The following is a 26,356-nucleotide window of genomic DNA, read 5'->3' on the forward strand; positions in this document are numbered from 1 at the left end:
ATGCGATCATCCGTGATGACCGTCTTGAACCATTTTGCGCTCGGCCCACAATTTAAGCGCCAACGTCAGTAAAGCCAAGACTGCCAACACCGAAGCCGCCGCAAACGCGCCCACCGTGTGATAGTCGTTGTACTCAATCTCTACATGCAAAGGCAGCGTGTTGGTCTGGCCCCGTATATGGCCCGACAGCACCGACACCGCCCCAAATTCGCCCATGGCACGGGCATTACATAGAATCACGCCATACAGCAGGCCCCACTTGATTTTGGGCAGAGTTACCCGCCAGAACATCTGTCTGCCATTGGCCCCCAGCACCCGCGCAGCCTGTTCTTCCTCACTGCCCTGCATTTGCATCAGTGGAATCAACTCGCGCGCCACGAAGGGAAAAGTGACAAACAAAGTCGCCAGGACCAAACCGGGCAAAGCAAAGACGATACGAATGTTGTTGGCATCCAGCCAGTCCCAAAACGGGCCCTGTCGACCAAAAATCAGCAAGAACATCAAACCGGCAATCACGGGCGATACCGAAAATGGCAAGTCGATCAAGGTGGTCAACAGGCTTTTGCCACGAAACTCAAAACGAGCAATGGCCCAAGACGCCGCCAAGCCAAATGCAATATTCAACGGCACCGCAATCACGGCAACCAGAACCGTCAGGCTGGCCGCATGCCAGGTATCGCTCTGGCTCAAGGCGGACAGATACGGCATGATGCCCCGGCTAAAGGCCGTCATGAACACCAGGATCAAGGGCAGCAGCAAGAACAGCACAAAGAAGAGCAAGGCAATGCCAATCAGTATGGCTTTGACGGCCGGGCCTTCATCCTGCGCCGCCCGCAAACGTGCCGTCTGTACCGGCACCGCCTGCACAGCGGTGTCTATTGTCAGGCTGCTCATCGTGCGCCCTCCAAAGATAAAGGCGCTGCTACCTTTGCCGCTTTAGCACTGGCCTGCCCTGAGTGACGCAACTGCAAATACCACTGCAAACGGTTGATCGCCAACAGAATGATGAAGGACAACACCATCATCAGGACAGCCAAGGCCGAAGCTCCCGCATAGTCAAACTGCTCCAGCTTGATCACGATAAGCAAAGGCGTAATTTCCGAGACCATAGGGACGTTACCAGCAATGAAAATCACCGAACCGTACTCACCCACCGCACGAGCAAAAGCCAGGGCCACGCCCGTCAAGCAGGCAGGCAAAATGGCGGGCAAAATGACCTTGGTGACCGTCTGGAAGCGATCCGCCCCCAAACACGCACTAACCTCTTCCTGTTCCTGCTCCAGTTCTTCAAGAACCGGCTGCACGGTACGCACAACAAAAGGCAGGCCAATAAACACCAGCGCGATCAGCACCCCCCAAGGGGTAAACGCAATCTGCCCTACATAAGGTTCAGCCCAGGAACCGATCCAGCCGGTAGGCGCATAAATAGCGGCCAGTGAAATACCGGCTACCGACGTGGGCAGGGCAAAGGGAAGATCAATCAAAGCATCCACGATGCGGCGTCCAGGAAAACGGTATCGCACCAGAACCCAAGCCAGAATCAAGCCGAACACACCATTGATCAACGCCGCCAACGCGGCCATGCCAAAGGTCAATTTCAAAGAAGCCAAGACACGCGCGGCACTAATGGTTTCCCAAAACGCCGACCAGCCCATAGAGGTGGTCTTGAGCACAACAGCAGACAAGGGAATCAGCACAATCAGGCTTAAATAACTGATGGATAAACCCATCGTCAGACCAAAGCCTGGTAAAGCCCGCTGCTTGCGCACAGCGGGCAAAAATCCCCACAGACGAGCCTGTAACATCGGACGGTCCTCGGTGATAGTAGGGTTATCTGCTCAAGTAGATGCTGTCGAACACGCCGCCATCCGCAAAGTGCTTGGCTTGCACCTGTGTCCAGCCACCCAGCTCATCATCCACCTTATACAACTTCAACGCCGGAAACTGATCGCGGTACTTAGCGGCCACCGACTCCAGGCGAGGACGGTAAAAATGACGTGCGGCGATTTCCTGCCCTTGCGGGCTATACAGATATTCCAGATAGGCTTGGGCCACTTTTTCTGTGCCATGCTTGGCGACATTAGTGTCAAGCAATGCCACAGGCGGCTCGGCCAGAATGCTGCTGGAAGGCACCACAATATCGAAGCGATCAGGCCCCAGATCCTTCACCGACAAGAGAGCCTCGTTTTCCCAGGCAATCAATACATCGCCAATGCCTCGCTCCACAAAAGTTGTGGTCGATCCACGCGCACCGGAATCCAGCACGCTGACGTTGCGATACAGTTTGGCCACAAAATCTCGGGCCTGCGCCTCGTCCCCATTACCTTGCTTTAAGGCATACAACCAGGCAGCCAGATAATTCCAGCGTGCCCCTGCCGAGGTTTTAGGATTAGGCGTCACCACCTTCACATCAGAGCGAATCAAATCGTTCCAGTCGTCAATCCCCTTGGGATTGCCCTTGCGCACCAGCAGAACAATCGTAGAGGTGTAAGGCGTACTGTTGTCCGGCAGGCGAGCTTGCCAGCCTTTGTCCAGTAAACCGGACTGGGCGATCTGATCGATATCGGAAGCAATACCCAGTGTCACCACATCAGCGGGCACACCATCAATAACGGTACGCGCTTGCTTGCTGGAGCCACCGTGGGAACTACGGATGACCACACTGTCACCTGTTTGTTCTTTGTAATGTGCCTGGAAAGCCTTGTTGAATTCAGCGTACAGCTCACGCGTTGGGTCGTACGAAACATTCAGAATACTGACCTCGGCCGCAACAGCCGTTGCCGCCGCCAGCACCAAAGCGAGCAAAGCCCCCGCCCGAACGCCCTTCCACTTCTGTTGAATCCGCTTCATGTCCCATCCCCTAGAAACCATTTCCAAGCAATGAGAACGAGTCTAGCAAGGGTGTTACACCCGGCTAAATACCGATTCTTTGGTTAGATATAGCGGGGAGATGGAGGGGGCGGAAAGGGCTGCCGGATCAAGACTGGTCTACGCTAGCCCGATCAAAGAAACGCTTGCAATTGCCCTGATCGCGCTAGAAGTTGGCTTCAATCAACTCGCCCTGCCCGGCACCAAAATTCACATCTTCGATCGAGTTCAGACGACATAGAAACAAGGCACCGGGCCACAAACTGCTCCATATTCTGTGCACAATGTTCCGGGTTTCATCCCATGGGAAGTAGTGCAAGGACAGGCTGGCCAGAACCAGCTCAAGATTATTCGCCGCTTCCGGCCAAGGGCCGCGCCTATCCCTGCACTCAATCTGCGCCTCGGGCGCACGCTGCTGCGCGATCGCCACGCACTCAGGCGAGAGATCAAAAGCCGTCACCTTCACGCCTGCCCGGATCAAAGTCAGCGTGTCGTCACCAAAACCACAGCCTGTCTCCAGCACCGGCGAGGCGATTTCACGTTGAGCGATTAAAGGCAACCAGCGATCAAGCCAAGGGCCCGAACACATAAGCGCGTTTCTTGTACGACAAGGAAAAAATCAGGCGGCAGAAACGCTAAGGTCACGGATCAGCAAAGTTAGAACAATCGCCGCCAACAGACACTCACCGACATTGAACCAAAGGTGCCACGGCTTGGACTTGTCATTCATACTCAGCGCGTAGCGAATTCCTCTGTAATTGATCCAGCCCAGGCTCACGACCAACACCGGCCACAGGATCCACAGCGGTGGGAAAAACAGAAGAAACATGAAGGCCAGCCAAGCCAGAATCAGAGTGGCAAGTGGAGACAGACAAGAGAGGAGTTTGCTCATGAAGACCCAAGGAGCGCATATCGACCAGCCTAGTGTCACCTGAAATAGTCGCTGCGCTCAAGAGCAGGCAAAAAGCAGCGACAAGTTTGGCAAGACTGCGAAATCATCTCGGCCCTACCTTGCCTTGGACCGGATAAGTAGAATTGAAAAAGCCGAACCCAATGTTTCAAAGGGCCCGGCTTTATTGATCAACGCAACGCTTGCCTAATCAGGCAAGCAGAGGATCAAATGATCTGGATCTGGGTAGCGCAAGGGCCTTTCTGGCCTACGCCTGCAACGAAAGAAACTCGTTGGTTCTCTTCAAGAGATTTAAACCCAGCACCCTGAATTTCACTGTGGTGTGCGAAGAGGTCTTTACCGCCACTTTCGGGCATGATAAAGCCGAAGCCTTTTTCGTTATTGAACCACTTCACGATACCAATTTCTGTTTTCAATGTATGTCCTAATTAATCAGGGGAAAAATGTCCCTGGACACACTATGGACGCTATTTGCAGATATAGATAGCGCCGTTACAAATTAAACCGACGCCACACCTGCGCGAATCATCAACGAAGCATATGAAGGGTGCTCGGCCTCATGACTTTGCGCCCCGCTATACGTCGATATCCCAGAGCACTGTGCCCATATCTGAATACCTATAGGTCACTTACTCGCAGGTAATGCAGGAATTGACGTTGGCCCCAGCTACGTCTCTCGCATGCTCTCCCCTGGAAGAAAAACAGGTCAAAAGCGCATTGGTGAGGAGCGTGTCGAACGACTGAATGCCGCCTTCCCTGGCTGGTTTGCCGCTGAATCTGGGGAGCTGACAACTGCAATCAGTTGCGCACCGCCCCCAGCATACCTATGGCCGGAACACCTCTCCCCCACCACCTCTAAGGGCCGTGGCCAGGAAGCCGGCGTCCCCGTGCAACTCATTCAACACGTAAATGTGCTTGAGCAGTGGGTGCGTGAAAAGTGGGTAGTGTGAACCCGTACTGCATCAGGGGACTGACTGATAGCCGCAACAATATGTCTCCCACCATCAATGACGGGATTTTTTTTATCGATGTGGAGTGCCAGAGTGTTTAAGCTGGCGGAGTCTACGTGCTTAATGTCGCGGGTCGGTTAAATAGCCGCCTGATGCTTAACCCGGCACACAACCATTTAGACTAGAGAGCCCCATACTTGCACCAGCCCAAAAAGATGCACCAGCCCATAAACCAAACAGATCGCTGAGCTGATCATGATAAACCGGCGGCTTCGACCGGTACCCGCAAGGGCCAACGGCCCAAGCAAACCGCGCAACAAGTAGATCGAGGTAATGCCGATCAAAGCCGGTCGCACCAAGGGAAGGCGCTCGATCACGCCAGCAGCGGACAGCGCGTAGGCCGCCCATACCGCAAGCACTAAGGCGATCCCTGCTGTAAACACCGCAGGAAACCAGCGGCCAGCCTGAGCCGCACGCACAAAGCGATCGCCTGCGCCAAACAGTTGATACCAGGAAGGCCCAACAATGATCACCCCAACATGCAGCAGGGCAGCTATAAGACTGAGCCCAGCGCCGATCACAAGCATTAAGTTATGTTCGTTTGCCATTTCATCCTGACTTATTGCGGGCCTCCGCCAACTGGAGGGGAGTTGCGTAATTTAGCATGCCAACCACTTCACCGTCGCATGACAATGCACTCCAAAGCTGGCGGATACGGCAGATCAGTCCTTGTTCGCGGAAGTCGGCCCTCTTGAATGATCGCCAATTTCCTTTCGTACTCACCGCGCTAAGCCTACGGTCCCGCCCCATATCAACACGTCCGCCACCCGACAGCGCAGCATCCAACTTGATGTGCGTACCCATCCGGTAACGAGACGCTGTGAATGATCAGGAAACTGGACGTAACCTTTTCTCACTCCCCAGTCGGTGCAACGTGCCCCCTACGCGGGCACGAATGATAACTGGCGCAGCAGCCCCACCTTTTTCATTTCTGATGATCCAATTATCTACCCAGCCGACAGTAATCCTGGCCAACGGCCAATCCTCATGCATGCGCACAATCGTGCGCTGTGCTGCGACATTCTTCGGGAATGGATGGGCTTCCGGTTGGCACTCTCTGTCCAAGGCGCTAATCGTCAGGATGCGACCGTCTGGCTGATGCGCTGAAGAAATGATGTCCCAATCCCGCAAAGGACATCAAACCGCTGGGCATACTCATCGCCCCTTGCTCAGAGACGAAGGTCATATGGACAGGTTTTTCCAGTAACCCGGCTTTTTTGAATACGTATTCCCAGGTGCCGTTTGTGCGGACCTGTTTACAAGCCATTACATTTTCCCAGCACGCCATCCAAGCTTAAACAGGCTTCAATGCAGGGCGTAGTTGAGTGGGTAGCAAGCCAATCCTGGTTGGTTGAGGCTATCCAAAAAGCGGGCTAAACAGGCACAAAAAAAGCACTTAGTTTTACCTAAGTGCTTGATTCGACTAGCAAAAGAAATGGTGGGTGCTGAGGGGTTCGAACCCCCGACCTACGCCTTGTAAGGGCGCCGCTCTACCAGCTGAGCTAAGCACCCATTTCTGCGATGCCGTTCTTCTTGTGAAGAAAAAGAATTATAGGATCAAAGATTTCTTTTTGCAAGTCTTTTGCGTCAATTAATTTAAAAATTAATTCACGGCGTCTTTCAGAGCCTTACCGGGACGGAACTTAGGCACGTTTGCGCCTTCGATCTCGATGGTTTCGCCGGTACGTGGGTTACGACCCGAACGGGCAGCGCGTTCCGACACAGCGAAGGTGCCAAAACCAACCAGAGTAACCGTATCTTTTTCTTTCAGCGTGGTGGTCACGGCATCGATAAACGCATCCAGCGCACGACCAGCGTCAGCTTTGGACAGATCGGCTTTGGTGGAAATGAATTCGATAAGCTCGGTTTTATTCATTGAGAAAATACCCCTGAAAATTATTTTACGGGCCCCCAGCGGGAACCAGTGTGTGGCGGTCAGACTTAATAGTGACAAACGAAAGGGCAGCTAAGCACTGCCGTCTGCCATTGCTACCGGGCGCATAAGCACCCCGGTTGGCTACCGCGTATTAAGCCTTCGTTTAATACCCGTGTCAAGCAAAAAACCTCTGTAACCCGCATCATTGCTCACTGTTGATACAAGTTGCAGGACTTTCCCTAATTTGTGCCGCGAAACTTAACAGGCCGTCGCAAATATGTTATTTGAACTTTTAAAACTTCAAAATTAGCCAACTGATACTGTGATTTTGAATGTTTTTCAACCGCTTATGCGCCCCTCTTTGCAGCCGCAAAAACCACTCTCAGCCTAATTTCCCTTACGAGAGCCGGACTTAACAACAGATAACACCTTATCTGAGTGACAGGAGCAAGGCTCTGCACCCTTCTCTTGAGCACCAACCGTGCCCATATCAGAGCGGTCTGCTCTCCTACAATTTTCTGCATTGTTTGACTGTATTTCGGTACTTGCTACCGTCAAGGAGCGCAACGATGCACGGCAAGGTTTATTTGGTTGGGGCGGGGCCTGGCGACCCTGAACTTCTCACACTACGCGCTTTATACCTGCTGCAACATGCAGATGCTGTGGTCTATGACCGCTTGGTCAGCCGCGCCATCATGAGCTGCATCAACCCTGAAGCCACCCTGCACGATGTTGGCAAGGTGGCCGCCTGCAAACCCAGCATGCAGGACGACATCAACGACATCCTCTTATCACTGAGCAGAACGCATCAGCGCGTTATCCGCCTAAAAGGCGGTGATCCCTTTATTTTTGGGCGCGGCGGCGAGGAGCAGCTTTATCTGCAACAACACGGCGTCCGGGCCGAGGTTGTGCCTGGAATTACTGCCGCGACGGGCTGTGCGGCTTCTTTAGGCATTCCCTTGACTCATCGCGGGCTGGCCAGCAGTGTGCGCTTTATCACCGGACATTTGCGGGACAACCAAGGGCTGGAGCTGAACTGGGCCTCCCTATCCGACCCCACCTGTACGCTGGTGTTTTACATGGCCATGGCCAATTGCCGTCATATCGCCCAGGCCTTGATCCAACATGGACGCAGCCCACATACGCCCATCGCCCTGGCACAGGACGCCACACTTAAAAGCCAGCGATGGGGCTTGGGTACGTTGCAGACACTTCCACAGCTAGCACAGACATTTAGCCCTCCTGCCTTGCTGATCATTGGGCAAGTTGTACAGCTACACCCAGACTACCCGCAGCCCACATCGAACACGCAAGACACACTCACACCCGAATCATCCTGGGCACTGATGTGAGTGGTTTGCACTTCTCTTTAAAACGCTGCGGCAGACGGACTCTGGCCCGGATTGGGTTGCCTGTATTGCTCATCCTTGTTGACCCGCAACAAGCCACTGCAAATGACGTCACGTTGACTTCAGAGCAGCGCCTCTCTTTACAAACACTACTTCATCAAGAGTGCGGTTCCTGTCATGGCTTGTTCTTGAAAGGAGGTCTAGGCCCAGCCTTGACGGCAGATGCCTTGCAAGGCCAAAGCCCAGAACAAATCGCCTTGACCATCATGCAAGGTCGCCCCGGCACCGCCATGCCTGCCTGGAACCGCTTTTTGCAGCCAGCGGAAAGTTTATGGCTGGCGAACTTCCTTCTCCAGAACTCGGATACAGCACCATGAAAGCACTCATGACTCTTAGCCTGCTTGTCGTGTTAAGCGGCTGTGCCAACTCACTACGCGGCACTAACGACCTGGGGCTGATCGTCGAGCGCGCCACAGGCAGCGTAGCCCTTGTTGAGACCAGTCACCGCAGTCGCTTGGCGCGTATTGAGGGCTTGGGTGACCTCTCCCACGCTCATATCACTTATTCGCGCGACGGACGGTATGGCTATATATTCGGACGTGATGGCGGGCTGAGCAAAGTGGACCTGATCAAACAAGTTGTAGTCCGCCGCATTATTCAGTCCGGCAATGCCATAGGTGGGGCGATCTCCCAGGACGGCAAGCTGATTGTGGTACAGAACTACGAACCCGGCGGTATCAAGGTTTTTGACGCAAAGACCCTGGAATTGGTCAGTGAAGTTCCGTCCTACTACGCCCCCGACAAACGCGCCAAGGTGGTTGGACTGGCTGACCTACCGAATCAGCAATTCGCCTATTCCTTGTTCGAGGCCGGTGAAATCTGGCTCACCGACTTATCCGACCCGCTGCGCCCCACAACACGGCGTTTTGCGGCAGGCAGCCAACCTTACGATGCCATGGTCACCCCAGACGGACGCTACTACATTGCCGGCCTGTTTGGCGAAGACGCTTTGGCCATGCTGGATTTATGGAAGCCTGAAAATGGAGTCCGAAAAATCTTGCCAGGCTATGGCAAAGGCGAAACCGCCCTGCCCGTCTACAAGATGCCGCATCTGCGTGGCTGGTCCCAAGCGGGTCAGGACTTGTTTTTGCCTGCCATTGGACGCCATGAAGTACTAGTGGCCAGCACCTTGGATTGGCAAGAAAAAACTCGCATCCCTGTTCAGGGCCAACCCGTTTTCGTCATGGCTCAGCCCGATGGCCGGCAAGTCTGGGTGAACTTTGCTTTCCCAGACAACGACAAGGTACAGGTCATTGATGTCGCCACTTTAGAAGTGATTCGGACCTTGGACGCAGGCAAAGCGGTTCTCCACATGGAGTTCACCCCACGCGGCGAGGCTGTCTGGATTTCAGCACGAGACGATAATCGAGTCAGCGTATACGACACCCGCAGTTTCAAGCGATTGGACAGCCTGGAGATTCAGCAACCCAGCGGGGTGTTTTTTACGCATCGGAGTGGTCGCATTGGTTTCTGATCTTTCCCCTTCTGCCTTTCAACTATTGAATGCCTGGCAACACGGCTTCCCCCTGGAGTCCCGTCCGTTCCGTAAGCTGGGGCTGCTATTGGGACTAAGCGAGCAAGCCGTGATGGACTATCTCCAAGGCTGGCGCAGCGATGGCATCATCAGCCGTATCGGGCCGGTACTGAACCCCGCCTGCATGAGCAGCACCTTGGTGGGCATGCCTATCCCAGCCAAGGATCTGGACAGGATTGCGAACTGGATCAGCACCCTGCCCGCTGTGAACCACAACTACGCACGCGAACACGCGGTCAATCTATGGTTTGTGCTGACCTGTGCGAATGAGCAAGAACGGCAGGCAACCCTGGACCACATCGCCCAATACACCGGTTTGTTGCCCTTATCCTTGCCCATGCTCCGGGCCTATCACATTGACCTGGGGTTTAGCCTGACTACTCATGTCAAAATTGCCAGCCCCTTGGCACCAAGCCATAGTCTGCCTGCATTAGGCAGCGCTGAACGCAAACTCCTGGAGCGCTCCTTGCAAGGCTTGGAGATACAAGCCGAACCTTTCAAACCTTGGGCAGAGCATGCCCAAATGAGTGAGAAACAAGTCCTGCAACACCTGCGCAGCTTTCTGGAACAAGGTGTTTTCAGACGGTTTGGTCTGGTTTTACGCCATCGCACGCTAGGCTATAGCGCCAATGCCATGTGTGTCTGGACGGTAGACAACCATCGTATCGACGCCTTGGGTGAGGAACTGGCCAGACAAAACGGCATCACGCTTTGTTACCAACGACAGCCCCACCCGCCACATTGGAATCACAATCTGTTTTGCATGATTCACGGCAAAGATCGCCAGCACGTACTGGCTCACCATGCGGAACTGAATAGCCGTTTAGGCTTGGGACAGTTCCCACAGGACGTGCTGTTTTCCACTCGCTGTTTCAAACAACGCGGAGCCCTGCTTGGCCCGGCCTATCATGACTGACACTCACACGACGCCACTGCATGCGCCGGTCGAGTTAGACGACACCGACCGCCACATTCTCAATCGCTTGCAAGAGGGTTTCCCCATCTGCTCCCGCCCCTTTGCACGACTGGCTCCTGATCTTTCTTTAAGCGAATCCGACCTGATTGCGCGTGTCCAGTGCCTGCGTCAATCCGGAGTCCTGACCCGCTTTGGCCCCCTCTTCCAAATTGAAGCCTTAGGCGGCGCTTACTGTCTGGTCGCCATGTCTGTACCGGAAAAACGGTGGGACAGCGTTGTCAAAGCCGTGAACCGCCATCCCGAAGTCGCCCACAACTACCGACGCGCTCACGCCTTAAATATGTGGTTTGTACTGGCCACGGCAAGCGCACAAGACCTTGAGGCTTGCCTGACCACAATCGAAACCGAAACCGGCTTACCTGTCTTCGCTTTTCCAAAAGAACAGGAATACGCACTTAGCCTGAAACTGGAGCTTTGACATGGAGCATTTGAACCCTGCCTATACCGCACTGATACATGCTTCGCAGCAAGGGCTGGCTATAGAGCCGCAGCCTTACCTAAGGCTGGCGCAGGCGCTAGGCGTCTCCGAAGCCTATGTCATGAAGCAGTTTCAAACCATGTTGGACCAAGGTTTGATAAGACGGATTGCAGCCATCCCGAATCACTACGCCCTGGGCTATGTAGCCAATGGCATGTGCGTCTGGAACATTGCAGACGAGCGCCTGGACACCGTGGGTACATGGTTAGGTTCACAAGCTGGAGTCAGCCATTGTTATCGTCGCCCGCGTCGTCTGCCTGCGTGGCCATACAACCTGTTTGCCATGCTGCATGGCAAGGACCATGACACGGTCCGTGCCCAAGCAAAGAACATCAGCATGCACATCACGCAGCACTTTCCGGGTGTCTTGCATGATCACGACATTTTGTTTTCCACGGCCATTCTTAAAAAGACCGGCCTGCGTCTGCGGAGGCCTTGAGCATGTTCCGGATATCCCGTTTTATCGCTGCCCTGCACTCCCCTGTTGCCGCCACGCGTGCCAGCAAAGCCCCTGTGGTGATCTGGAATCTGATACGTCGTTGCAATCTCCATTGCAGCCACTGTTACTCTGCCTCCACCAACAAGGATTTTCCCGGCGAACTGAGCTACGAGCAGGCCTGCTCTGTCATGGACGATCTACATCAGTTCGGTGTGCGCGCCCTGATTCTGTCCGGCGGTGAACCCTTGCTGCGCAGAGACATTTACGACTTGGGTCGACGCGCAAAAACACTGGGTATGTACGTAGGGCTATCGTCCAACGGCACCCTGATTACTGAACAGAATATCGACCAGATTGCCGACTGCGGCTTTGACTATGTCGGCATATCCCTGGATGGTTTGCAGGCCAGGCATGACCGTATTCGTGGTGAAAACGGAGCCTACGCTGCTTCCTTGCATGGTTTACGGCTGTGTCGCGAAAAACACTTGAAAGTGGGCCTGCGCTTTACTCTGACCCAGGAAAATGCGGCTGACCTCAATGGCCTGCTGGCAGTGATGGACCAGGAGCAAATCGACCGCTTTTATCTCTCTCATCTAAATTACGCGGGCCGAGGTCTTAGCAATCGCGCTTTGGCCAGCCATCACGCCGTCACCCGGCGGGCCATGGAACAACTTTTCACGACCTGCATGACGTATCAGAAAGCCGGAAAACCCAAGGAATTTACCTCAGGGAACAATGATGCCGATGGCGTTTTCTTCCTGCACTGGGTACGACGCCACTACCCAGATCAGGCTAAAAAAATTCTGACCATGTTGCGTCAATGGGGTGGAAACTCCTCCGGCCAAGGAATTGCGAACATTGATAACCGTGGCAATGTACACCCGGACACCATGTGGTGGCACTACAGCTTAGGCAATGTGCTGAAACAGCCTTTCTCAGAGATTTGGTCCAACAATCAAGATCCTTTGTTAGCGAGACTGCGCCAACGGCCAAGGCCTGTACAGGGACGCTGTGCGGGATGCGCCTACCTGGATATTTGCAATGGTAATACGCGCACCAGGGCAGAAAAAAGTACGGGCAATGTATGGGCAGAAGATCCGGGTTGCTATCTCAATAACCGGGAAATTACTGCCTGAGCCTGCCCAATCAAGAAGCCAGTCAAAGCCCTTTTCGCTGTACCCCAATCCCCTTCCCTGCCCGGCCACGAAACCATGCAAAGCAACTGTCCAGAACAGTAAAGCAGCACTGAGAGGCGAATACAGTCTCCAGACATAGCCAAGTTCGGATAAAAGTCTGGACAGAGACAGACCCGAACCCCGGATTTCCTGCATACTCTGTACCGGTACAAATACAAACACCGATGATGATGATGCTGCCGGTGCCAGTGCTGGTGCAGACGCCAATGCTGGTGCTGAAGCGGATGTGGATGTGGATGTGGATGTGGATGCTGGCAAAGTTCATCATTTCCAGGCCCATAAGCCTGCACAAACAAGAGACAAAAAAAGTGAGGCAAGAATTCTTGCCTCACTCAAGCAGCTCCATATAACGTAGCAAGCACACGCCACCTAACTCTTCATCACTCCAACACTTCTAAGCCAGTTCACAGCTCAAGCCTTGCTGCTTTAACAGCTCAAGCAAAGGTTGCACATCCCACGAAGACTTCCAGGCAATGACGATGCGCTCTCCTGGCGCCCATGAACGGCATAGCGGTGTCCAGAATGCCTGATTCAACAGGGTATCTTGCAAGACCACACCGGCCTGATCCAAGGCCATCAAACGGGCATCACGGCGTGCTTTTTCCAGAATCGCGGGCAGGATCAGAGGCAGGTACAAGACCCAGTCCGCCTGATTCAATTTTCGCAGAGCGCGCAGCGTCAACAAGTCCACGGCCTCCAAATCCGCGATAGGCAAAATGGTGACCTGAACATGCTGCTGGGGAGTCTGCTTCTGCAAGGCGTCATCAAAAGCTGCCAATGCTTCGGTGGACTTTCCTTGTGCCAGGAGGTCAGGAATATGGCCATCAAGCACGTAGTCAAAAAAATGACGGCGAGTATGCACCTCGGGAAAAGCTTGCTTGATATCAGCTCGACGACGAGCCAGCAGACCGGCCAAGTCCCCTACGGATTCAGGCAACTCGCTTTCTATCCACTCCCGAACCCGCCGCGCCAGCACAGGTGCAGACCCTGCCGAGGAAACCGCAATCATTAAAGGCGAACGGTCGATCATGGCAGGAACCTGCACGGTGGACAGTTGCCCGTCATCAACCACATTACAGGGCAGATGCAAGGCATCGGCCGCCTGAGCCACGATACGATTTATTTCTCGTCGTCCGGTGGCCGCGATAACCAGCCAGGCCTCGCGAATATGCTCGGCGACAAAAGCAGTGAACAAGCTGCTTAGCGCCCCTGCTTGCGCGCTGGCCCGTAACCAGGGAGTCTGTTCCGGTGCAACCACCGTCACCCGCGCTCCTGCACGTAACAAGAGCCGAACTTTACGTTCGGCAACCGAGCCGCCACCTACAACAACAACGGCTTTGCCAGTCAGATTGAAGAACAAGGGAAACACATTCATTGCAGGACATCCTTAAGGCGCCAGTAAAAACTGGCGCCCAGTTCACACTTACTTCAAGCTGGCAAAGTAGGCAGCCAGTTCATTCACCATTTCCGGGCTGAGCGGTTCAGCCATCGGGCTCATGATGGGATCGTTACGCTCTCGGGATTTGAACTGCTGCAGCTGCTTGACCAGATACTCCACCTTCTGCCCCGCCAAGTTGGGGTACATGCCTTCCGTACTGACACCTTCCAGACCATGACAAGAGGCACATAAAGGCAACATGGATGACGCCTGGGCCGACAGTTGTGACTGCCCATGCGAACCTTGTAAACCGGCGGGTTTATCCGCCGCCAACGCTGCACCTGAGCCTAAAAGACCAACCAGAGCCACACCCATAAAAAGCTGTTTCATGACATTCCTTTGCTTAGAATTTTTGGGTTTCAGGCTGACCGATGGTGAGCCAGCGAGTGCGAGCGCGAGAGAAAATACCCGATGGGCTTTCCATCTTGTGCTCGGCTACCAGCTCCAGGCTACGGCTGTCGTAGATTTTCAGACGGTCCCCCCAGTAACCCGAGCTGACGTACAAGTAATCTCCTGTGCGGTTGTAGTTAGGGAAGAAGGCATGGCCGCCCACATCCAGGGTTTTCGCCACCGACAAGGTGTTTTTGTCGATTAACTGAATCCAGGAAGCGCGCTTGTCCTTGTCAATAATGTCCACCGCCACATACGGTGCATTGGGATGTGCGGCAGGCGATTCGGTGGCCCCGGCTACCGGGATTTGTTTCACCACGGAAAAGTCCTTGGTATCCCAGGCCGTAACAACCGAACCCAGCTTGCAGCTGCCCATATTGGTACCGAAAGCCAGCATGCGACCATTCACTTCGGTAACCGCCCCCGAGCCTGCATGCGGTTGGCAGCCAGCTGGAATATCACGCACCACCTTGTCGTCCTTCAAGTCGATCGCCACATATTTGTTGTCATCGTAGGAAGCCACCATGGAGTAGCGACCATCAGGCGTCAGGAAAGTGTCATGCAACATGCGGCCCACCTTGGCCAGTTTGGTGACCGGCATGTCTGGCTTGTCCGGATCAATAATCCAGATCTGCCCGGCTTGGCGCAGCGTCAGTGCAAACTTGTTATTGATGCGGCTGCCAATGATGGGACCGCCGGCGGATTTGATGAAATTGCCATCCGGGTCCTCGCCCTCCAGAGCAAGATACTTCACCGGCTCCAGTGTGTCGGCTTTCAGGATGACCATGCTATTGGGCACAAAAGAACTCAGTGCCAACCACTTACCATCTTTGGACAATGCAATACCGGTCCCCGTCAGGCCCACTTTGGCCTGCCGCACAATCTGCAAGGTGTACAGGTCAATTTTGTAGACGTGACCATCATCGCTTTTCAGGTAACCCCAACGCTCATGGCTGGGACTGAACTCCATGATATGTGGCGCACCAACCGTGGCGATTTCTCCTACCTTCTGATTGTTCTTGCCATTGATGAAAACGGCGCGTGCCTGATTAGAACCATCCCCCCGACCGTAGCGTCCCCGGGCCATGATGACCATCAAGTCGTAGACGGAGTCGATCTCGTAATTGGGCTTGCTGGGCAAGGTGGATTCGTCCACCAGTACTTTCACGCTGGCACGAATTTGATCCATGTCCCAACTGCGTTCCACCACGGGCTCGTTCTTGATCATCTTGGCCAGGGCACGAATATCCTCGTCGGGTAAACGTCCGACAAAAGGCGGCATCAAGGTATCCGGGATTCCAGTCATGATGGTGCCGCGCAAGGCAATCTCGCTTTGAACCAGGCGATCACTGTGCAAGCCCGGAGCAATATACCCTCCCCGGTCGGCTGCGTGACACACCGCACAGTTTTGCTGAAACAAGTTGTCTACCCGCACTTGCTCTTGCGTCGGTGCCGCCAGAGCCGCACTGACGCTGGTAGACAGGAAGGCCAGGGTCATCATTTTTCTATACATTCCATTACCTCCAACAATTGCCTTGCTAAAGGGCAAGACCATAACAACTATAACGATTGTTATTTTTTACTGAGAAGGTATGGATACAGATTACATAATGGGAATGGTTTTTTTATATCGTAATTACAATAAATTAAACACTCTTACTGAGATAAAAATATCCATGACAAGAGGCCAGTTGGCAGATCAAGAAGTCGGATAAATTTATCACGAACGAATCGTCACTTTGAGCTAACTCAAGTTAAAACTAGAGGCTGCTGCCTATAGTGGCCCGGCTTGGCTCGCCCTTGATGGTTTTGATTATTTTTCCAGTCCCGCCATGTTTTCTTTACCGATTACGCTCTCTCATACCCATAGCCCACCGTATAAGCGACAAATTGCACGTCAAATTGAAACCCTGATCTGTTCGGGACGTTTGCAGGAAGGCAATCGCCTGCCCTCAATCAACCGTATGGCTTCTTTGCTGCAGGTTTCTAAAAACACGATCATGGGTGCCTATGATTTGCTAATCGACTCCAACCTGATTCATAGCGAACCCAGCCGGGGCTTTTTTGTCGCCACGCCCACCCGCAACGGGCGCAGTCGACTGGTGCCGGATTTTGTCATGGAGACGGCCCACTGTTCACGCAACCTGCGTACCAGCACGGCCCTGGCCAGCGGTGTTCATGTGCCCGCCGCCAGTGTGCCGGTTCGTTTTGATTTCAAGATTGGGCGCCCCTCGCTTCATGCCTTTCCGCTGCGCCAGTTCATTTATCTATCCAATCAACTATTGCGTTATGCAGGCACTGGTATGACGGACTATCCACCGCCTGAAGGTTTATGGGGTTTGCGGCTGCAAATTGCAGATTATCTGGCCGCCAGCAAAGGCATTTTGGCTGACCCGGACCACATCCTCATTACGGCAGGGACGCAGGAGTCCTTGAGCCTGATTGCGGCCCACTTTCTGGACGAAAACAGCTGTGCGGTGCACGAATCGCCTGGCTATAACGGCTTCAGGCATCTACTGGCACGCCATCGTACTCAGGGCATTCCCGTGCCTGTAGATCAACACGGCTTATGCACCGATCAATTGCCCAACAGGGCGGTCCAACTAGCCTTTGTCACGCCCTCCCATCAATACCCCTTGGGGCACACGCTGACAGTGCCGCGCAGGCAGGAGCTGCTGGCTTGGGCCAGCTCCAGCGGTGCTTTGATTATTGAGGACGACTACGACGGAGACTTCTGTTATGGCCCGGCCCTACCTGCGCCGCTCAAGGCCATGAGCCCCGGACAGGTAATTTACCTGGGTTCGTTCTCGAAAACATTGGGGCCTGGTTTGCGCTTGGGCTATATGGTTTGTCCACCCCATTTGAGCCAGGACTTTATTGCTCGCAAGGCCTTGCTCAACAATGGATCGCCCTGGTTAACACAAGCTATTCTGGCACGTTTTTTTGATGAGTATGACTATCCTCGGCACCTGCAGTATTTGCGTCGCCGTTACCTGGAGCAACGCAATACCCTGCTGCAGGGACTGAAAAAAGCATGGGGAAATACCGGAGTGGTCAGCGGACACAATGCTGGCATGCATCTGGCTTTCCGACTGCCTTCACAAGGCCCGGATGCCCATCACGTTGCTGCGGCAGCGCTTCGCTATGGCATACGCCTATACCCTTTGGCACAGGCCGCCAGCCAGGAAGCGGACGGCAGCGACCCACGCCATCTGCTATTTGGCTACGCGAATCTGGAGTGCAGCGAGTTACAACAAGCGATGCAGCATCTAGCCCTGATACAAGCCAGGCTGAACCATGGCTAGCTGTGCAAAGAACTTAAGACTGGGCCAGTGCCTGATCAAAGTCGGACGTCAGATCAATGATCTCTTCGATACCCACAGAGATACGCAACTGATTGTCGGAAATACCCATCAGGGCACGCTGCTCGGGCCCCATCTCGTAGTAGATGGTATGGGCAACGGGCAGCACCAGACTGCGGTTGTCACCCAGGTGCGTAGCCAGAACAAAGACTTTCAGACGATTCAGGAAGTCGAAAATTTCGATGCCCTCTTCCAGCACGACACTCATCAGGCCGCCGAAGCGATTGCCGAACAACTGAGCCGTACGCTCGTGTTGAGGATGATCCTCCAGACCCGGATACTGCACGTGCTTCACCTTGGGGTGAGCCTTCAAATGGCGCGCCAAAGCCAGCGCATTGGAACAGATGCGCTCCATACGCAACGGCAAGGTTTCCGAGCCTACAGCCAAACGGTGGGCCACATCGGACGACAAGGTGCCGCCCATATCGCGCAAGCCCTTCTTACGAATCTGTACCAGGCCCCAGTTCTGCGTATTGCCATTGCGGTATACCTGGGCAATATTAGGATAGGTCGTCCAATCAAACAGACCTGTATCTGTCACCATGCCACCCAGAGCATTACCGTGGCCACCAATGTGCTTGGACAGCGAGTTGACCACCAAAGAGGCTTTGAACTCGCGGCCGGGCGACAGGTAAGGCGAGGACAAAGTGGCATCAACCACATACAACAAGCCCTCGTCCTGACACCATTGCCCCACCCCTTTCAAATCAGCCACCTGTGTGCCCGGATTGGCAATGGTTTCAAGAAACACCATGCGAGTATTGGGCTGACGCGCGGCTTGCACCTGGGCCACATCGGTTGCGTCTACCAGCGTGGTTTGAACACCCAGGTCGCGCAAGGTGCCCAACAGACTGTTGGTGTTACCGAACAGATATTTGCTGGCAATCAGGTGATCACCCTGGCGCAGCAAGGTAAACAGGGTCGCGGTCAATGCTGCCATACCGGTTGCAAAGCTGACGCTGCCCACCCCTTTTTCCATACGCGTAATCTTGGCTTCCAGCGCCGCCGTGGTGGGTGTGCCCTGACGAGAATAGGTAAAGCCGGATTTGCCCTGAAAGACTGCGGCCAGCTCACGCGCATCCTGAAAACCGAACTCGGTCGATGGGTGCAATGGCTGATGAATAGCGCCATACTGCGTACCCAAACGACGGTCAGAGTGCAAGGTAGAGGTAATAAAGCCGTTTTCTTCCATGATCGTTTCAAAGCCCATAATGCGTGTACACACCGTCAGCACCGATTGGGTTTTGCCCGGCTGACGGCCAATTACTTATTATCTGGTGAAGCGGCGAATGAAGCCCGCCGTTTTTTATACAAATAAGTAATTAAGTAAGTAACAAGACTTAAAAGAAATTAGGCCTGGCTACGTTGACGCAAGGTTTCGTACAGACAAACCGCACTGGCGACACTGACGTTCAAGCTTTCTACCGCGCCCATCATGGGAATGGAAACCAGCTCGTCGCAGGTTTCACGGGTGAGACGGCGCATGCCCTCGCCCTCGGCCCCCATCACCCAGGCCATGGGGCGGCGGGCATCCACCTGGTGGAATGTGTGGGTGGCTTGATCACTGGTACCGACTAGCCAGACATCGCGCTCACGCAGCATGCGCATGGTACGGGCCAAGTTCGTCACCGTAATGTAAGGGGTCGATTCGGCTGCACCGCAAGCCACGCGCGAGACCGTCGCGTTCAGACCCACGGCACGATCACGAGGCGCAATCACGGCATGCGCGCCGGCTGCGTTGGCACTACGCAGGCAGGCACCCAGGTTATGAGGGTCTGTGACCCCGTCCAGAATCAGCAAAAAAGGAACCTGACCGGCCTCTTCCAGATCATCCAGCAATTCGTTGACATCAACGGCCAGCTCTTGCTCCAGAGCCAATGCCACCACACCCTGGTGACGTGTGCCTTTGGCCAGACCATCCAGACGCTCGACCGGCACGGCCATGACTTTCAAGCCTGCCTGCTCTACCTGTTCGATAAAGGCCAGCATCCGTTTGTCGCGCCGGGTCTGATCCACATAGACCTCGCGCACCGAAGCGGCGCTGAAACGAACTCGGGCAATAACGGCATGGAAACCGGCCAAAACCTGCTGAGGCATAACAATCCTTGGGGGAAATAAGAGCAAATAAAGAAAGCCGGGCAAAAAGCCCGGCTTGGCATTGTACGCCTATCGGCGTCGCCCTCTAGGGCTGCGCGTGGATTTGGCGGACTTGGCCGCCTTCTCCGTACTGCGTTCTTCATCCCGCTCGGCCTGCTTTTGAGAAGCTCGTCGCTGGGAGGCCGTGGTGCCCTTCAAGGCCAGCGGCTTGGTTGAAGCCGCTTTCTTGATGGGCCGCTCGGACGGATCAGACCCTTCGGCCGCCGCCTTCACCGCTTTGTAGCCCACGCCTTTAACCAGACGGAACTCAATACGGCGCGCCTCCAGATCAACACGGGCGACCTGCACTTGTACCGCATCGGTCAGACGATAGCGCAGACCAGTGCGCTCACCACGCAACTCGTTCGAGGTTTCGTTGTACTGGAAGTAATCTGCGCCCAGCTCCGAGACGTGAACCAGGCCCTCCACATACAAGGTATCCAACGTTACAAACAAACCAAAGCTGGTTACGCCACTGATCTTGCCAGAGTATTCCTCGCCCACGTGCTCTTTGACAAACCAGCACTTGAGCCAGGCTTCCACATCTTTAGAGGCCTCATCAGCACGACGTTCGCGCGCCGACAACAAGGCACCCAGTTTTTCCCAGCGTGCAAAATCACGCTTGCTGGCTGGCAAGGCGGCATCGCCCGGTTCTTCGGCAATCGCCGGAATGTAGCGCTGGCCTTTCAAAATACCCTTGATGACGCGGTGTACCAGCAAGTCCGGGTAACGGCGAATGGGCGAAGTGAAGTGAGCGTATTGTGAATAAGCCAGACCAAAGTGACCCGTTTTCTCCGGGCTGTAAATAGCCTGCTGCATGGAACGCAAGCACATGGTCTGAATAATGGCGAAGTCGGAACGACCACGAGCGGCGGCCACCACTTTGGCGTAATCGGCAGAAGTCGGTTCGTCGCCCCCTTCCAGGGTCAGACCCAAGCTACGTAAATATTCGCGCAAGGCTTCCAGCTTGGGTGGCGTTGGGCCCTCATGCACACGGTACAAACCATTGCGACGGCTACGAGCAATGAAATCGGCTGCGCAGGTGTTGGCTGCCAACATGCACTCTTCGATCAGCTTGTGGGCATCGTTACGAACCAGAGGTTCAATACGCTCGATGCGACCCAAGGGGTTACACACGATTTTGGTTTCAACCGTATCAAAATCAATGGCACCTCGTGCAGTGCGCTGCTCGGCCAACAAACGGTACAAGGAGTACAGGTTCTGCACAGGTTCAAGCACATGCTGAATCTGTGCGGCGGCCGGACCTGTAGGCTGCTGCAGGGCGCTCCAGATATCGGAATACGTGGTGCGCGCATGTGAGTGAATGACCGCTTCATAAAACTGATAGGCCGATACGGTGCCGGACTTGGGACCATCAGCCAAGACGACCATATCGCACACCATGACCAGACGGTCTACCGACGGGTTCAGAGAACAGATCCCGTTGGACAGGCTTTCTGGCAACATGGGGATCACACGGCGCGGGAAATACACGCTGGTACCCCGCTCCAGAGCGTCTTCATCCAAGGCATCGCCGGAGCGTACGTAATGGCTGACATCGGCAATCGCCACCAGCAATCGCCACGCCCAGCGCGAGCGTTTGCCCGTGCCAATATCAACGCGTTCGCAATACACCGCATCATCAAAGTCCCGTGCGTCTTCACCATCAATGGTGATGAAAGGGACATCGCGCAGATCAACGCGACCTTTATATTCCGATGGCTTTACCTTGGCAGGAATACGGGCTGCCTGCTTGAGAGCCTTCTCGGAGAAATCGACCGGCACTTCAAACTTGCGCACCGCTATTTCGATTTCCATGCCGGGATCATCAATTTCCCCCAGCACTTCAATGACACGCCCCAAAGGCTGGCGATGGCGCTCGGGCTGCTGGGTGATCTCTACCGTGACGACCTGACCGGGCTCGGCCTCGCCCTGATCTCCACTTGGGATCAGGATGTCGTGCTTGATACGCTGATCTTCGGGCACCACGATAAACGTGCCACGCTCGCGCAAGAACCGGCCCACCAGCTTACTGGTATGACGCGCAGTAACTTCGACAATCGAGGCATCTGGTTTGCCACGGTATTCACCGACGATACGCACCATAACGTGGTCGCCGTGCAACACTTTGGCCATCTCTCGTGGCGACAAAAACAGATCAGGCTGCCCATCGTCGCGCTGCAAGAAACCAAAACCGTCGCGATGGCCCAACACTTTGCCTGCGATAAAGCCAGTTTGGCTGTTTTTGCGAATTTTGCCTTCGGGGGAGATAAGCAGTTGCCCATCGCGCTCCATTGCGCGTACACGCCGCTCAAAACCCACCGTAATTTCTTTACCCAGGCCCAGCTTTTTCGCCAGAGCCTGCATGGTCAGGCCGTCTGCATCCTCGCGCAGCCCCGCCAAGATCACTTCCCGCGTCGGGGTATCCGGGTCAAAGTCAGGCGGCAACTCATAACGGCCCGTTGATTGAATACGGTCCTCAGTACTGTCTTGATGTTTTTTATTCAAAAGGACACTTCCATTATTAATAAAGTATGCCTATAATCTTTTTTCTTTGCTGCTCACGCAGCGAAGTCGTTAAAAAGCTTTTGGCACAACCATAAGCATACAACGATATGCCCAGGTGGCGGAATTGGTAGACGCGCATGGTTCAGGTCCATGTGCCTTCGGGTGTGGAGGTTCGAGTCCTCTCCTGGGCACCACAAATTCCTAAAAAGCCGATCATCGCAAGATGGTCGGCTTTTTTCATTCTCGCCCAGAAAGTCAGGTGCTTGAGCACCTGACGTGAGGACGAGAAAGGTCGGGCATGCAAGCCCGACCGGGGTCGCGCCTGTGAGACCGAGTCCTCTCCTGGGCACCAAAATTCCGAAAGGCCGATCATTTCTCAATGATCGGCCTTTTGTAGTTTGCTGCTTCACCAATTCAATATCCTTCAGTATCAGTGCGACAAAGCCTGACTGCGTCAGAAAACGAGCAGCAATGCGACTCCTTTCTTGTTTGAACACAGCCATTTCCACATAACGAATCATCACCACATAATCGGCTGCTTTCTTTACAAGCTTGTGAATGCATAGGCAAACAAGCACTGGCGGGACCAAGCTGAAACTCTCAGGGCGCCACACCATCACACCCGTGCCTGCCCCTGCTTCGTACAGCCATAAAAAAACCGACTGTGTTTCTACAATCGGTTTTCTGCTCCAGGATGTAGTGAGTTTAACCGCCACAACCACCGCAACAAGCACCATCTTCACCATGCACAGGTTTAGCGATTTGATAGCCTGCCTGCTCAACGGCCGCATGGAGGTCTTCCAGCGAGACCTGGGTTTCATCAAAACGGACCGATGCCTTTGCATTTTCGAACGAGGCATCTGCCGCTTGCACGCCATCGATAGCCGCCAAGGCAATGGCTACTTTATCGGCACATTCAGGATGTCGCAGACCCGCCAGTTTCAGCATTCCAACTTGCATTTTCTATCCCTTTAACATGAGGTGAGGCAGTTGATGAAATCGCCACCGCCCATAAAGATATATATTAAATAAATCTTATAAATACAGCAAGAGACAAGAAGCCACCATAGAGAAAAAAGCCCAGCTTGCGGCTGACTGACAGCAAAGCCACGATACTGAGTAACGCCGCCATAAGCAGGGGATAGCGGGGCGCCACAGGCGAACTCGCCCAGAAGGGCAATCCCGTGACGATCACCGGGACAAAACCGCAGAGTACAGCCACCCCAATGTTGTGACTCAAGGACATACAGGTGTTTTGCCCTACTACAGGCAGGAGCTCATGCAACTGCTGGGTCATGGAGCTGCGAGAAAGCCAAGAGCACAAGACTAGCCAGACGCAGGCTGCAATCAATAGAAAAGGCCAATCATCACTCTGAACACACACAACAAAAAGCCGACCATCTTGTGATGATCGACTTTTTTTGAGGAATTGGTGATATCCAGGAGAGGACTCGGTCACACAGGCGCAACCCCGGTCGGGCTTGCATGCCCGACCTTTCTCGTCCTCACGTCAGGTGCTCAAGCACCTGACTTTCTGGGCTGGAATGAAAAAAGCCGACCATCTTGCGATGATCGGCTTTTTAGGAATTTTGGTGCCCAGGAGAGGACTCGAACCTCCACACCCGAAGGCACATGGACCTGAACCATGCGCGTCTACCAATTCCGCCACCTGGGCTCTGACTGCGGAATTTGTTTTTCAACCAACCCCTGCAAGACAGAAGGTAACTATAGCACGATTTTTAAATGATGCAAACTATTTCTGTATTTTTTCATATCCGACGGAAATAAACGCGGCCCTTGCACTTCATAAGAATCGCTTTTATGCTTATTGCTATATCAAGAGTTGGGGCAACCCATGCCAACCTGTGTACCCGCACAAGGTGGATTCAAGATATGGCCATCTGGCAATCAATGGGATCATCAAGACAAGAACCCGCTGCCAGCGGGTTTTTTTATGCTTGGCCCCTGCCGGGCAAAGGGTCTTTTAATCCAACTTGCTCACCCGGAAGCGCCTTCCAAGAGCTAAACAGGAGTATTTCATGTCGTCTGCACCGTTTTACTATCACCTGACTTTAGAGCAGCACAGCTACCGCATTGTCCTGCGCCCCGGATGTTCCCGGCTGGCCGTGGTATGTGAACTGCATGCTGATACGGTCGGGGATTACGAGCCGCGCTGGCTGGGTTCCAGTTGTCGCGGTGGCTATTGGGCTCGCTTCCAGCATGATATCGACAGCACCTTGCTGCTGAACATGGATGCCATTGCCCGTTTGATTGACGAGCACCGTCTGGCTCATCCCAATGCCGTGCTGGATACGGATTTACAGCCCGTCCTGAACGTAGGCGGGCGCTTGCGCGCCCAGCCCTACCCTCAGCAAAAAGCCGCTTAGTCCAGACGTGGGGCATCCTCGCCCTGGTCACCTTGACGCCAGTAGCTACTGGCCCGAATCGCACCTTTGTCCAGACCGCGTTCTTGCACCCAGTATTCGCGCAGGCTTTGAGCGATGGCATATTCTGCGGCGACCCATACATGGCCGATGCCGCTCAGCTCGGGCGCAGCACGCAGGGCATCCAAAATGCCATTCAGACCGGCCAGCGAAGGAATCCAGTTCACCGTGACATGGTCCGGCGCTTCCATCGCACCCACGGTCAGCAGATTACGTGCCAGCACGTAAACCTGCACCTTCACGTTGGACGGTAGTTCATTCACTCGTCGCGCCATGGCAGGCACAGCGGTTTCGTCGCCAATCAGGATTTGCCAATCCAGATCCTTGCTGACCAGAAAGGAGCCGCGCGGACCGGCCACGCCCAGCTTGTCACCCTCTTTGGCTTGCATGGCCCATTGGCATGCAGGACCTTCACCATGGACCACAAAATCAATATCCATCTCAAGTTCCTGTTCACGGAACAGGCGAGGCGTGTAATCACGGATGGGGGGCTTTTCCTGTCCGGCAGCAAAGACCATGCCACGATCGCCCATTTGGGGCAGACGCAACTCTTTGGTGGCCGGGTCCGGGAAAATCAGCTTGACGTGATCATCAAAGCCGGGGGTATAAAAACCTTCCAGATCCGAGCCTTCCAGGGTGATGCGCACCATATCAGGACCCAATTCGCGCCGCTTTTTCACGGTCAGCAAACGCAACTTCAGGGTATGAGCCACTTTCTGCGTTAATTGTTCGGACTGCATTTTTCAGACTCCTTGGGCAAGTTCCGTATTTCGGCGATGGCTTTTTCCAGAATGGCCACCACCTCCGCCTGTCGCGCCAGACTGGCGGTCGATTGTTCAAACATGGCCTGCTTCAGGCTGTGGCGTACCTGGACAAATTCCGGCAACCAGCCCGTTTGCTCCTGCGCGGCCTTCAAATCCTCGTCGCTATTGTGTTCGGCCAGCATCTGCCGTATCCACACCAGCTTGCGCCCGCGATAGGTCAGGGACTGCATCAGGTAATCGCACTTTTCCTTTTGCTCTTGCAAATACGCTTGACCTTCCTTGGTCAGGCTGTACATCTTGCGACGACCTTCTTCTTCGATCAGCACCCAGCCTTGCGTGGCGCAATACGCAAGGGCGGGATACACCGCGCCCGCGCTGGGCACATAGCTGTTCTGGCTAAGCTGCGCAAAGCGGCGAATCAACTGATAACCGTGAGTACTGCCCTCTTTGAGCAGAACCATCAGCATGAGCTGCATGGCCCGAGCGGAGTACTTTCGGCCCTGGCCCATATCCAGCAGCATGCGCTCGACATCCACTGTATTGAATTTCATGTCCATACTCTTATGCTATATCACATGACACACTATAATGATAATGAGAATGCTAATCAACTAAAAA

Annotated in this window: 28 protein-coding genes, 3 tRNA genes and 1 riboswitch; of the genes, 11 read left to right on the forward strand and 20 right to left on the reverse strand. The window is 54.3% G+C overall.

What is annotated here, in order from left to right:
* Window positions 1–6 precede the first annotated feature (6 nt).
* The 9 genes from cysW to OKX01_RS11030 all read right to left on the reverse strand — a co-directional run bounded on the left by cysW (window position 7) and on the right by OKX01_RS11030 (window position 6,664).
* A complete protein-coding gene (cysW, locus tag OKX01_RS10990; protein ID WP_094196990.1) occupies window positions 7–894 on the reverse strand; it encodes a sulfate ABC transporter permease subunit CysW in 888 nt (295 codons plus the stop codon).
* Complete coding sequence (gene cysT, locus OKX01_RS10995) at window positions 891–1,805, reverse strand: sulfate ABC transporter permease subunit CysT (RefSeq protein WP_094196991.1); 915 nt, start codon at window positions 1,803–1,805, stop codon at window positions 891–893. The genes cysW and cysT overlap by 4 nt, the downstream gene beginning before the upstream one ends.
* A gap of 25 nt (window positions 1,806–1,830) precedes the next feature.
* Entirely contained in the window at window positions 1,831–2,850 is a 1,020-nt protein-coding gene (locus OKX01_RS11000; RefSeq protein ID WP_264671738.1) for a sulfate ABC transporter substrate-binding protein, read from the reverse strand.
* Window positions 2,851–3,034: 184 nt separating this feature from the next.
* Window positions 3,035–3,457: a class I SAM-dependent methyltransferase gene (locus OKX01_RS11005; RefSeq protein WP_264671739.1), complete on the reverse strand. Its 423-nt coding sequence runs from the start codon at window positions 3,455–3,457 to the stop codon at window positions 3,035–3,037.
* 30 nt (window positions 3,458–3,487) lie between these two features.
* Window positions 3,488–3,760 carry a hypothetical protein gene (locus tag OKX01_RS11010; RefSeq protein ID WP_264671740.1) on the reverse strand — a complete coding sequence of 91 codons (273 nt, stop codon included), beginning with the start codon at window positions 3,758–3,760 and terminating at the stop codon, window positions 3,488–3,490.
* A 224-nt stretch (window positions 3,761–3,984) separates the two neighbouring features.
* On the reverse strand, window positions 3,985–4,194 hold the full coding sequence (locus tag OKX01_RS11015; RefSeq protein ID WP_094196995.1) for a cold-shock protein: 210 nt from the start codon (window positions 4,192–4,194) through the stop codon (window positions 3,985–3,987).
* 710 nt (window positions 4,195–4,904) lie between these two features.
* Window positions 4,905–5,315, reverse strand: coding sequence for a hypothetical protein (locus OKX01_RS11020; protein ID WP_234354312.1), 411 nt, complete (start codon window positions 5,313–5,315; stop codon window positions 4,905–4,907).
* A 909-nt stretch (window positions 5,316–6,224) separates the two neighbouring features.
* Window positions 6,225–6,300 (reverse strand) — tRNA-Val (locus OKX01_RS11025).
* A 91-nt stretch (window positions 6,301–6,391) separates the two neighbouring features.
* A complete protein-coding gene (locus OKX01_RS11030; RefSeq protein WP_003799450.1) occupies window positions 6,392–6,664 on the reverse strand; it encodes an HU family DNA-binding protein in 273 nt (90 codons plus the stop codon).
* A gap of 569 nt (window positions 6,665–7,233) precedes the next feature.
* Here OKX01_RS11030 and cobA point away from each other — a divergent pair.
* The 8 genes from cobA (at window position 7,234) to OKX01_RS11070 (ending at window position 13,046) form a co-directional block, all read left to right on the forward strand.
* Entirely contained in the window at window positions 7,234–8,016 is a 783-nt protein-coding gene (gene cobA / locus OKX01_RS11035) for a uroporphyrinogen-III C-methyltransferase (RefSeq protein WP_264671741.1), read from the forward strand.
* A 185-nt stretch (window positions 8,017–8,201) separates the two neighbouring features.
* Window positions 8,202–8,390: a c-type cytochrome gene (locus OKX01_RS18900; protein ID WP_230017876.1), complete on the forward strand. Its 189-nt coding sequence runs from the start codon at window positions 8,202–8,204 to the stop codon at window positions 8,388–8,390.
* On the forward strand, window positions 8,387–9,547 hold the full coding sequence (locus OKX01_RS11045; protein ID WP_094197000.1) for a cytochrome D1 domain-containing protein: 1,161 nt from the start codon (window positions 8,387–8,389) through the stop codon (window positions 9,545–9,547). Before OKX01_RS18900 ends, OKX01_RS11045 begins: the two co-directional genes overlap by 4 nt.
* Window positions 9,528–10,523 carry an Lrp/AsnC family transcriptional regulator gene (locus tag OKX01_RS11050; protein ID WP_249459462.1) on the forward strand — a complete coding sequence of 332 codons (996 nt, stop codon included), beginning with the start codon at window positions 9,528–9,530 and terminating at the stop codon, window positions 10,521–10,523. The genes OKX01_RS11045 and OKX01_RS11050 overlap by 20 nt, the downstream gene beginning before the upstream one ends.
* Window positions 10,516–11,001: an Lrp/AsnC family transcriptional regulator gene (locus OKX01_RS11055; RefSeq protein ID WP_094197002.1), complete on the forward strand. Its 486-nt coding sequence runs from the start codon at window positions 10,516–10,518 to the stop codon at window positions 10,999–11,001. The genes OKX01_RS11050 and OKX01_RS11055 overlap by 8 nt, the downstream gene beginning before the upstream one ends.
* A 1-nt stretch (window position 11,002) precedes the next feature.
* Window positions 11,003–11,500, forward strand: a complete 498-nt coding sequence (locus OKX01_RS11060) for an Lrp/AsnC family transcriptional regulator (RefSeq protein ID WP_094197003.1) — start codon at window positions 11,003–11,005, stop codon at window positions 11,498–11,500.
* 2 nt (window positions 11,501–11,502) lie between these two features.
* Window positions 11,503–12,636, forward strand: a complete 1,134-nt coding sequence (gene nirJ / locus OKX01_RS11065; RefSeq protein ID WP_264671742.1) for a heme d1 biosynthesis radical SAM protein NirJ — start codon at window positions 11,503–11,505, stop codon at window positions 12,634–12,636.
* Between the two features lie 224 nt (window positions 12,637–12,860).
* Window positions 12,861–13,046, forward strand: a complete 186-nt coding sequence (locus OKX01_RS11070; protein ID WP_264671743.1) for a hypothetical protein — start codon at window positions 12,861–12,863, stop codon at window positions 13,044–13,046.
* Window positions 13,047–13,090: 44 nt separating this feature from the next.
* Here the strand turns inward: OKX01_RS11070 and OKX01_RS11075 are convergent, their stop codons facing one another.
* Genes OKX01_RS11075 through OKX01_RS11085 form a run of 3 tightly spaced genes read right to left on the reverse strand, consistent with a single transcriptional unit; the run spans window position 13,091 to window position 16,037 of the window.
* Window positions 13,091–14,071, reverse strand: a complete 981-nt coding sequence (locus OKX01_RS11075) for a bifunctional precorrin-2 dehydrogenase/sirohydrochlorin ferrochelatase (protein WP_094197006.1) — start codon at window positions 14,069–14,071, stop codon at window positions 13,091–13,093.
* Between the two features lie 48 nt (window positions 14,072–14,119).
* Window positions 14,120–14,464, reverse strand: a complete 345-nt coding sequence (locus OKX01_RS11080) for a c-type cytochrome (protein WP_094197007.1) — start codon at window positions 14,462–14,464, stop codon at window positions 14,120–14,122.
* Window positions 14,465–14,477: 13 nt separating this feature from the next.
* Complete coding sequence (locus tag OKX01_RS11085) at window positions 14,478–16,037, reverse strand: nitrite reductase (RefSeq protein ID WP_230017873.1); 1,560 nt, start codon at window positions 16,035–16,037, stop codon at window positions 14,478–14,480.
* A 319-nt stretch (window positions 16,038–16,356) separates the two neighbouring features.
* On the opposite strand from OKX01_RS11085, the gene OKX01_RS11090 reads away from it, so the two are divergent.
* Window positions 16,357–17,829 carry a PLP-dependent aminotransferase family protein gene (locus OKX01_RS11090; protein WP_094197009.1) on the forward strand — a complete coding sequence of 491 codons (1,473 nt, stop codon included), beginning with the start codon at window positions 16,357–16,359 and terminating at the stop codon, window positions 17,827–17,829.
* Window positions 17,830–17,842: 13 nt separating this feature from the next.
* Here the strand turns inward: OKX01_RS11090 and OKX01_RS11095 are convergent, their stop codons facing one another.
* The 3 genes from OKX01_RS11095 to rnr form a co-directional block, all read right to left on the reverse strand.
* Complete coding sequence (locus OKX01_RS11095) at window positions 17,843–19,078, reverse strand: cystathionine gamma-synthase family protein (RefSeq protein WP_094197010.1); 1,236 nt, start codon at window positions 19,076–19,078, stop codon at window positions 17,843–17,845.
* Window positions 19,079–19,236: 158 nt separating this feature from the next.
* A complete protein-coding gene (rlmB, locus tag OKX01_RS11100; protein ID WP_063690574.1) occupies window positions 19,237–19,983 on the reverse strand; it encodes a 23S rRNA (guanosine(2251)-2'-O)-methyltransferase RlmB in 747 nt (248 codons plus the stop codon).
* A 69-nt stretch (window positions 19,984–20,052) separates the two neighbouring features.
* Window positions 20,053–22,530: a ribonuclease R gene (rnr, locus tag OKX01_RS11105; protein WP_264671744.1), complete on the reverse strand. Its 2,478-nt coding sequence runs from the start codon at window positions 22,528–22,530 to the stop codon at window positions 20,053–20,055.
* 109 nt (window positions 22,531–22,639) lie between these two features.
* On the opposite strand from rnr, the gene OKX01_RS11110 reads away from it, so the two are divergent.
* A tRNA-Leu gene (locus tag OKX01_RS11110) sits at window positions 22,640–22,724 on the forward strand.
* A gap of 511 nt (window positions 22,725–23,235) precedes the next feature.
* On the opposite strand, the gene OKX01_RS11115 is transcribed toward OKX01_RS11110, so the two are convergent.
* The 3 genes from OKX01_RS11115 to OKX01_RS11125 all read right to left on the reverse strand — a co-directional run bounded on the left by OKX01_RS11115 (window position 23,236) and on the right by OKX01_RS11125 (window position 24,205).
* On the reverse strand, window positions 23,236–23,490 hold the full coding sequence (locus OKX01_RS11115) for a heavy-metal-associated domain-containing protein (protein WP_094197012.1): 255 nt from the start codon (window positions 23,488–23,490) through the stop codon (window positions 23,236–23,238).
* Between the two features lie 64 nt (window positions 23,491–23,554).
* Window positions 23,555–23,827: a hypothetical protein gene (locus OKX01_RS11120; RefSeq protein ID WP_264671745.1), complete on the reverse strand. Its 273-nt coding sequence runs from the start codon at window positions 23,825–23,827 to the stop codon at window positions 23,555–23,557.
* Between the two features lie 293 nt (window positions 23,828–24,120).
* Window positions 24,121–24,205: transfer RNA gene (locus OKX01_RS11125), tRNA-Leu, on the reverse strand.
* 153 nt (window positions 24,206–24,358) lie between these two features.
* Window positions 24,359–24,452, forward strand: a riboswitch (SAM-I-IV-variant riboswitch).
* Window positions 24,453–24,569: 117 nt separating this feature from the next.
* Between OKX01_RS11125 and OKX01_RS11130 the strand changes: the two genes are divergently transcribed.
* Window positions 24,570–24,917 (forward strand): hypothetical protein, encoded by a 348-nt coding sequence (locus tag OKX01_RS11130; protein WP_249459470.1) that lies wholly within the window; start codon window positions 24,570–24,572, stop codon window positions 24,915–24,917.
* Here the strand turns inward: OKX01_RS11130 and OKX01_RS11135 are convergent.
* Both OKX01_RS11135 and OKX01_RS11140 read right to left on the reverse strand, forming a co-directional pair.
* Window positions 24,914–25,714: a siderophore-interacting protein gene (locus OKX01_RS11135; protein ID WP_264671746.1), complete on the reverse strand. Its 801-nt coding sequence runs from the start codon at window positions 25,712–25,714 to the stop codon at window positions 24,914–24,916. The two genes, OKX01_RS11130 and OKX01_RS11135, sit on opposite strands and share 4 nt — an antisense overlap.
* The gene (locus OKX01_RS11140; RefSeq protein ID WP_230017866.1) at window positions 25,696–26,289 is read right to left on the reverse strand and encodes a PadR family transcriptional regulator; all 594 of its coding nucleotides are present in this window, start codon (window positions 26,287–26,289) and stop codon (window positions 25,696–25,698) included. The genes OKX01_RS11135 and OKX01_RS11140 overlap by 19 nt, the downstream gene beginning before the upstream one ends.
* Between the last annotated feature and the right edge of the window lie 67 nt (window positions 26,290–26,356).

The organism is Alcaligenes sp. SMD-FA, assembly GCF_025960365.1.
Classification (GTDB): Bacteria; Pseudomonadota; Gammaproteobacteria; order Burkholderiales; family Burkholderiaceae_B; genus Alcaligenes; species Alcaligenes aquatilis.

Bases quoted from the DNA above. Each gene is read 5' to 3' on its own strand.
- cysW (WP_094196990.1), bottom strand. From the start codon at position 894: ATGAGCAGCCTGACAATAGACACCGCTGTGCAGGCGGTGCCGGTACAG.
- cysT (WP_094196991.1), bottom strand. From the start codon at position 1,805: ATGTTACAGGCTCGTCTGTGGGGATTTTTGCCCGCTGTGCGCAAGCAG.
- OKX01_RS11000 (WP_264671738.1), bottom strand. From the start codon at position 2,850: ATGAAGCGGATTCAACAGAAGTGGAAGGGCGTTCGGGCGGGGGCTTTG.
- OKX01_RS11005 (WP_264671739.1), bottom strand. From the start codon at position 3,457: ATGTGTTCGGGCCCTTGGCTTGATCGCTGGTTGCCTTTAATCGCTCAA.
- OKX01_RS11010 (WP_264671740.1), bottom strand. From the start codon at position 3,760: ATGAGCAAACTCCTCTCTTGTCTGTCTCCACTTGCCACTCTGATTCTG.
- OKX01_RS11020 (WP_234354312.1), bottom strand. From the start codon at position 5,315: ATGCTTGTGATCGGCGCTGGGCTCAGTCTTATAGCTGCCCTGCTGCAT.
- OKX01_RS11030 (WP_003799450.1), bottom strand. From the start codon at position 6,664: ATGAATAAAACCGAGCTTATCGAATTCATTTCCACCAAAGCCGATCTG.
- cobA (WP_264671741.1), top strand. From the start codon at position 7,234: ATGCACGGCAAGGTTTATTTGGTTGGGGCGGGGCCTGGCGACCCTGAA.
- OKX01_RS11045 (WP_094197000.1), top strand. From the start codon at position 8,387: ATGAAAGCACTCATGACTCTTAGCCTGCTTGTCGTGTTAAGCGGCTGT.
- OKX01_RS11055 (WP_094197002.1), top strand. From the start codon at position 10,516: ATGACTGACACTCACACGACGCCACTGCATGCGCCGGTCGAGTTAGAC.
- OKX01_RS11060 (WP_094197003.1), top strand. From the start codon at position 11,003: ATGGAGCATTTGAACCCTGCCTATACCGCACTGATACATGCTTCGCAG.
- nirJ (WP_264671742.1), top strand. From the start codon at position 11,503: ATGTTCCGGATATCCCGTTTTATCGCTGCCCTGCACTCCCCTGTTGCC.
- OKX01_RS11070 (WP_264671743.1), top strand. From the start codon at position 12,861: ATGATGATGATGCTGCCGGTGCCAGTGCTGGTGCAGACGCCAATGCTG.
- OKX01_RS11075 (WP_094197006.1), bottom strand. From the start codon at position 14,071: ATGAATGTGTTTCCCTTGTTCTTCAATCTGACTGGCAAAGCCGTTGTT.
- OKX01_RS11080 (WP_094197007.1), bottom strand. From the start codon at position 14,464: ATGAAACAGCTTTTTATGGGTGTGGCTCTGGTTGGTCTTTTAGGCTCA.
- OKX01_RS11085 (WP_230017873.1), bottom strand. From the start codon at position 16,037: ATGTATAGAAAAATGATGACCCTGGCCTTCCTGTCTACCAGCGTCAGT.
- OKX01_RS11090 (WP_094197009.1), top strand. From the start codon at position 16,357: ATGTTTTCTTTACCGATTACGCTCTCTCATACCCATAGCCCACCGTAT.
- OKX01_RS11095 (WP_094197010.1), bottom strand. From the start codon at position 19,078: ATGGAAGAAAACGGCTTTATTACCTCTACCTTGCACTCTGACCGTCGT.
- rlmB (WP_063690574.1), bottom strand. From the start codon at position 19,983: ATGCCTCAGCAGGTTTTGGCCGGTTTCCATGCCGTTATTGCCCGAGTT.
- OKX01_RS11115 (WP_094197012.1), bottom strand. From the start codon at position 23,490: ATGCAAGTTGGAATGCTGAAACTGGCGGGTCTGCGACATCCTGAATGT.
- OKX01_RS11120 (WP_264671745.1), bottom strand. From the start codon at position 23,827: ATGACCCAGCAGTTGCATGAGCTCCTGCCTGTAGTAGGGCAAAACACC.
- OKX01_RS11130 (WP_249459470.1), top strand. From the start codon at position 24,570: ATGTCGTCTGCACCGTTTTACTATCACCTGACTTTAGAGCAGCACAGC.
- OKX01_RS11135 (WP_264671746.1), bottom strand. From the start codon at position 25,714: ATGCAGTCCGAACAATTAACGCAGAAAGTGGCTCATACCCTGAAGTTG.
- OKX01_RS11140 (WP_230017866.1), bottom strand. From the start codon at position 26,289: ATGAAATTCAATACAGTGGATGTCGAGCGCATGCTGCTGGATATGGGC.